A 5,739-nucleotide genomic window follows, 5' to 3' on the forward strand; every position below is an offset into this window, starting at 1 on the left:
CATTGCGAACGAGACGCGCTACCAACTGCGCCATAGCCCCGCAGCAGGACTGATCGTAGCACCGTAACCGTGGCCGCCCGCAAATCGCACAGCAGTGACACGCAACACCGGCGCCTGAGCCGGCGGGCCAGCGCGCTCAGGCGCCTGCGCGGCGTCGTTCGAGCACCGCCTCCAGATCGATGGGGTGGAATACCGGCTCGTCAGCACCCGCATCGATGTCGGCGGTGGGGTAGGTACGCACATTGCGAGGACGTTCCGGAACCGGGGCGGAATCGAATGCCGGCTCCGCCGGGGGCTCGTAGCTGCGGCGCGGAGCCGGCGCCGCCAGAGTGTAAGTAGGCGCCGGGACGCTAACCGGATGCCAGCCCTGAGGCGGAGTCGCCGGGGCCTTAACATCACCAGCCCCAGCATGACCGGCGCGGCCGCTCACCTTGGGCGCGGAAGCCGGGCCGCGCGGCGCAGGCGGCGCAACCGCGAGTGCGGGAGCCGCATCATCCCGCTCGTCTCCCGCCTCGGGCTCCTGGTCGGCCGCGTCAGCCTCCGCCGCCGGCAGAGGCGACTCATCCACCGCGCCACCCCCTAAGCCGGCCGTATCTACCGCATCAGCCGCATCCGCCTGGGCCGCCGGATCAGCCGCCCCCTGCTCCGCGAGCCCGGCATCCAGCTCACCGGACAGCGGCGCATCGGCGCCGGCAGCCGACGCATGCCGGTCCTCACCCTGCTCAGCCGTCTTGGCCTCTGCACGGGGCCTCACCGCCGTCCCAGACTCCGCCGGCTCATCCGCAACCAGGCGGCGCCCGGCGGCACCGCCGGTCAGCGTGGTCAGCTCACGCTCGAGCGCAACAATCCGCCGACGCTCACGCAGATCGGATACGGCAGAGGCACGAGCCGCCCGGCGCCCCGCAACCGCTGACACACCCAGCAGGCCGGCGGGAACGAGCACGGGCCACCAAGGCATCGCGGTCACCCCGGCAACCACGAGGACGCCGACGGTGACGCCCAGCAGGATGAGCGCGACCGTGGCGCGGTGCGAGGCGGCCACCCGACGCCGCTCGCGGCTGCGCTCATGCGCAGCACGCACGCGTTGCAGCTCACGCTCCTTGCGCAGCGCGCGCACATTCCTGACCTCGGGCCGATTCATCGCCCTCACCTCCGGTCGGCGTCGAAAAATCGTGGTGTGCCCACCGCAGCAGCCACCCTCCGCAGCGGCTGCACTTCCCGTTGCGAGAAGCCGCAGCCCAGAGGAGTAGCGGTCCTCGGCATTGGCCATCCCCATCGCCTCGCGGCGCCCTACCAGGAACGGCAGCAGGTACACGGCGAGAACCGTTACGAGCGCGACCAGCGCCCACGTCTCGATTCCCACGGCTCAACCGTAAAGGGGCGGGCACCCGGATTTAGGGCACTTACCCGGCGTGTTGGCAGGAATTGCGCCCGCGTTTTAGCCGCAAATTCTCTGCGGTGTGAGCTAGGCCCATCCATCACACCTCAGTTTTCACATTCGTCCCAATCGACTCACAAATCCCGCTTCGGCCACGCGGTCCTCGGCGACGACGGCGAATACAACATGATCCTCCCAGGCGCCATTGATGTACATCAGCCCCCGCTGCACCCCCTCCTCCCGCAGCCCGAGCCGCCTGCACACAGCCAGGCTGCGGGCGTTCTCCGGCCTGACGTCGATCTCCACGCGATGCAGCCCCACCTGCGGCCCGAGCAAATGGTCCAGCACCATCGCCACCGCAAGCGTCATCACGCCGCGCCCCTCCCACGGCGCCCCGATCCAGTAGCCGACATTCGCGCACTCCAGCGCGCCCCACCGGATCGATGAAACTGACACCTGCCCCGCCAACGCGCCATCCACCTCCAGCACGAAGGGCATCGCCTCGCCTCTGCGCGCCAGCCGATTCTGGGTACGCGCATACTCCCGGAAGGACCCCAGCACGTCGGGGCTGCCTGGCGGCAGCGTCGCCTCCCAGGGCGTCAGGCGGGCGTCGTCGGCCAGGCGCAGCCACTGCCACTGCGCCTCATCGCCGGCACGGACGGGGCGCAGACTCACCGTGCTCGGCCCGCGTGCCAGCGAGCGCGCCGTCACCGCGGACTCGGTCAGGCACACCGGCCACGGAAAACGACGCCGCCCCCACAAACCGCCGCTGCCTACCCACCCAGCCAGACCACCCAGATCGCCAAGGCCACCGCGACAACCGTTTGCCACTGCTGCTCCCGCCGCTCAGGCGTCAAGTAGCAGACAGTGCAGCGTGTCCCCGGACACCACAGTCTGGGTGTCCTCCGGCACGACGGCGATCGCGTTGGCCTTCGCCAGGCCCAGCAGCCGGCTGGCCCCCGGCTGCGCCGTCGGCCGGGCGGCATATCCACGTGCCGGCGAACCGGTCAGGTGCACCGGCACGAACTGCCGTTTACGGGCCGGGGAGTGCCAGCCGGAGGATATCGTCGCCGGCACGGACGCGCGATGGAGATCCTGCCGCCCCGCGATCTGCCGCAGTACCGGGCGGATGAAGGTCTCGAAGGCGATCTGCGCGCTTACCGGGTCACCGGGCAGGCAGAAAATCGGGGTGCCCTCAACCGTGCCCACGCCCAGCTGCCGCCCCGGCGACATGGCCACGGCGTCAAAACGCACCGTACCCAAAGGCGCCAGTACATCCTTGACCGTATCCCCCTGTCCGACGCTCAACCCGCCGGTGGTGATCAGCACGTCCGCGCGCACGAGCTGGTCCTCGATGGTCTCGGCCAGTGCGCCCAGGTCGTCGGGCACCGCCGCCACCCGGAAGGCCTGTCCGCCTGCGTCGGTCACCGCGCAGGCGAGCGCGTGCCCGTTGGCGTCGTATACGTCTCCGGCGTCGCGCGCATGATCGGGCTCGACGAGCTCGTCGCCAATGGACACGATCACCACCCTGGGCGCCGGATGCACCTTGACCCGGTGCCGGCCAATACCGGCCAGCAGCGCGATCTGCCGCGCCGAGACGCGCGATCCCTGCGGCAGGACCGTGGTGCCCGCCTGCACATCCTCAGCACGACGGCGCACGTTGTCCCCGGCTGCCACCGCCGCCTGCACCTGCACCCGCGAGTGGCCACGGTCCGTGTCCATCCACGGCACGACGGCGTCGGCTCCCAGCGGCAGGGGCGCGCCGGAGTCGATCAGAATGGCCGCACCCGCCACCAGGCGCGTGGGGCGCATGTCCCCGGCCCGGACGGCGTCCATCACCTCCAAGGCGGCGGGCGAGTCCGCGGAGGCAGCGGCGACGTCGGCGGCGGCGACCGCATACCCGTCCAGCCCGGCCAGGTCGACTGCCGGAAGATCAATATCGGCAACTACGTCCTCGGCCAAGACGCAACCCACCGCATCCAGGAGAACCACGTCCAGGGGCGCCGCGGCCCGGGCGATCTCCAAGCAGGCGGCCAGGTGCTCGGCAACGGTACGCATGGGGGCTTGTCCTCCTCCGGCCCGAGTCCCGGCTACGGGCCTACCGGACCAGGCTACCCGTCTGCAGCGGGCGCCCCGGTGGTGGACCACCGAATGAAACCCAGCCGGGCCAATGGGGACAACACCCCGGTCTGCGCCTACACTCCCCCCGCCCGTAACTGCGACAATGCTGCCATGAGCACTCAGGCACGCGTCCTGCCAGACACCAGTTCCCTGGCGGCCAGCGACGCCAAGGAGCAGCTGCGCCAAGTACTGCGCCGCCACCGGGCCACGCACCACCGTCATCCCGAGCACGGCCACAACTCCACCTGCCAGCAGCTGACCGCGCACATCCTGCAAGCCATCGCCGGCATGAGCACCGTAGCCGCCTACGTGTCGGTGTCGCATGAGCCCTGCACCCGGCTGCTGCTGGAGCAGCTGGAGGGAACAGGGACCGCAGTGCTGCTACCGGTGCTCGGCCCGCAGCTGACCCGCTCCTGGGGCTATTTCCGCGGGGTGGCCGACCTGGCCGAGCGCTCTCCCGGGCGCCCGCCGGAGCCGAGCGGCGAGGTACTGCCCGCCACCGCCATCGCCGACGCCGAGGCCGTGATCGTTCCGGCGCTCGCGGTCGACCGCTCCGGCCGCCGCCTGGGACAGGGGGGCGGCTGGTATGACCGAGTGCTGCCTCTGAGACGCAGGGGAACACCGATCTTCGCCGTGGTCCACGACGATGAGCTGGTAACCCAGCCGCTACCCGGCCAGCCGCACGACGCCCCCGTAGACGCGGTCATCACACCCGACGAGTGGTTCCTGCTGGAGGGATCCGCATTCGCCGGCGGGGCCGCCGATCACCACCGAGACTGACCGCCATGCCGACGGCGGCGCAATCACATCCGCTTCCTACGCCAGTGGTCTTCCGCCTGCCGGCACCACCCGGCAGTCCTGCCCGCCATCCACAACCGCGGTAGGCGACACCCCGCGAGTCCCGCGTTCACAGGGCGGCTGCGCGCACAGCTCACGCGTGCCACCGTGTGCATATGCCTCAGCTCCGCCGTCAGCGCCCCCGCACCCACCAGGCCGAACGCAGTCAGAAGCCAGCGCGCCGCCGCCCGCCGCGTCCCTCGCTACTGCTGTGGCGCCACCGCCACCTGGTCGTAGCCATCTGCCTGGGTGCCGCCGTGATCGCCGCGCTGGGGGTGCTGCGGCCCGCGCCGGCAGGGCAGCAGGAGGTTCTCGTCGCCGCGCGACACGTCAGCGCCGGCACGATTCTCGCGGAAGCGGACATTGAGGTGCGCGCGGTGGAACAGTCGGCGCTGCCCGGGAGCGGCCTGGTCGGGCCGGAGATCGTGGGCACACGCGCCGCGATCGCCCTGGAGGAGGGGACGATTCTGACCACCTCCATGACCAGCGCCTCCCTGGCCGCCGACCTGGCGCCGTCAGAGCGCCTGGTCCAAGTGCCGGTCGACGTCGGCGCACAACTGGCCGAACCGGGGGCCAGGGTCGACGTAGTGGCGCAACGGGGCGCCACAGCGCCGGACGGGACTGCGGCCGGTGACCCGACCGCAGTCATCTGCTCGGGCGCACGGGTGGTGCTGACCCAGGTGGAGGGAGACGACAGTCAATGGAGCACCCGGACGAAGGTCACACTCGTTACCCTTGCTGTTCCCGCTGTGGACGCTAGTCTAATCGTCGGCGCGGCCACGAATGGTGCGCTCGGCATCGTGCTGAGCCCATGACACCGCCGCCCCTACGCCACGCGGTTGCGGCCCGTCTCCCGAGCGCTGCGCCGTTTCCGCTTCATGACCTCCGCGGGTGGCAGTTCCACACCCTCGCTCGACAACGAAAGGTTCCCCATGCTCAAGGGATTCAAGGAGTTCATCGCCCAGGGCAATGTCCTCGAACTGGCCGTCGCCGTCATCATCGGTGGTGCCTTCGCCCCGATCGTGCAGGCCATCACCGATGTCATCATGGGCATCGTCGGCGCCCTGGTGAAGCAGCCGAACTTCGACTCCGTGCTGCAGTTCTCCATCAACGGCTCCGACCCGATCCAGCCGGGCATCATCATCACCGCCATCGTCAACTTCCTGCTCGTAGCCGCCGCGGTCTACTTCTGCGTAGTGGCGCCGATGAACCGGCTCACCGCACGCCTGAAGAAGGAGGCGGAGGACAAGCCCGCCGAGCCGACCGACGTCGAGGTGCTCACGGAGATCCGCGACCTGCTCCAGCAGCGCCAGTCCTGAGCCGTGCTCGCTGCTGCTCGCACTGGGCCGGCAGCGACAGCCCTATCTGCACTGAAGTGGTGCCCGCCAATGCGGCGGGCACCA

The 5,739-nt window shown here is 70.3% G+C and carries 6 protein-coding genes; 3 read left to right on the top strand and 3 right to left on the bottom strand.

The annotated features are described in order from the left end of the window. Nucleotides 1-136: 136 nt before the first annotated feature. From GZ997_RS09895 to glp, 3 genes are all read right to left on the bottom strand, one after another. Nucleotides 137-1,363: a hypothetical protein gene (locus tag GZ997_RS09895; RefSeq protein WP_162679767.1), complete on the bottom strand. Its 1,227-nt coding sequence runs from the start codon at nt 1,361-1,363 to the stop codon at nt 137-139. A gap of 129 nt (nt 1,364-1,492) precedes the next feature. Further along, nucleotides 1,493-2,053: a GNAT family protein gene (locus GZ997_RS09900; RefSeq protein WP_308807154.1), complete on the bottom strand. Its 561-nt coding sequence runs from the start codon at nt 2,051-2,053 to the stop codon at nt 1,493-1,495. 171 nt (nt 2,054-2,224) lie between these two features. Continuing rightward, nucleotides 2,225-3,436, bottom strand: a complete 1,212-nt coding sequence (gene glp / locus GZ997_RS09905; RefSeq protein ID WP_162679768.1) for a gephyrin-like molybdotransferase Glp — start codon at nt 3,434-3,436, stop codon at nt 2,225-2,227. A 174-nt stretch (nt 3,437-3,610) separates the two neighbouring features. Here glp and GZ997_RS09910 point away from each other — a divergent pair, with 174 nt between their 5' ends. The 3 genes from GZ997_RS09910 (at nt 3,611) to mscL (ending at nt 5,655) form a co-directional block, all read left to right on the top strand. Beyond that, entirely contained in the window at nt 3,611-4,279 is a 669-nt protein-coding gene (locus GZ997_RS09910; protein ID WP_161923557.1) for a 5-formyltetrahydrofolate cyclo-ligase, read from the top strand. A 173-nt stretch (nt 4,280-4,452) separates the two neighbouring features. Continuing rightward, a complete protein-coding gene (locus tag GZ997_RS09915) occupies nt 4,453-5,151 on the top strand; it encodes an RcpC/CpaB family pilus assembly protein (protein WP_162679769.1) in 699 nt (232 codons plus the stop codon). A gap of 117 nt (nt 5,152-5,268) precedes the next feature. After that, on the top strand, nt 5,269-5,655 hold the full coding sequence (gene mscL / locus GZ997_RS09920) for a large conductance mechanosensitive channel protein MscL (protein WP_161923555.1): 387 nt from the start codon (nt 5,269-5,271) through the stop codon (nt 5,653-5,655). The last annotated feature ends 84 nt before the right edge of the window (nt 5,656-5,739 follow it).

Source organism: Actinomyces sp. 565 (genome assembly GCF_010365615.1).
Taxonomy (GTDB): Bacteria; Actinomycetota; Actinomycetes; order Actinomycetales; family Actinomycetaceae; genus Actinomyces.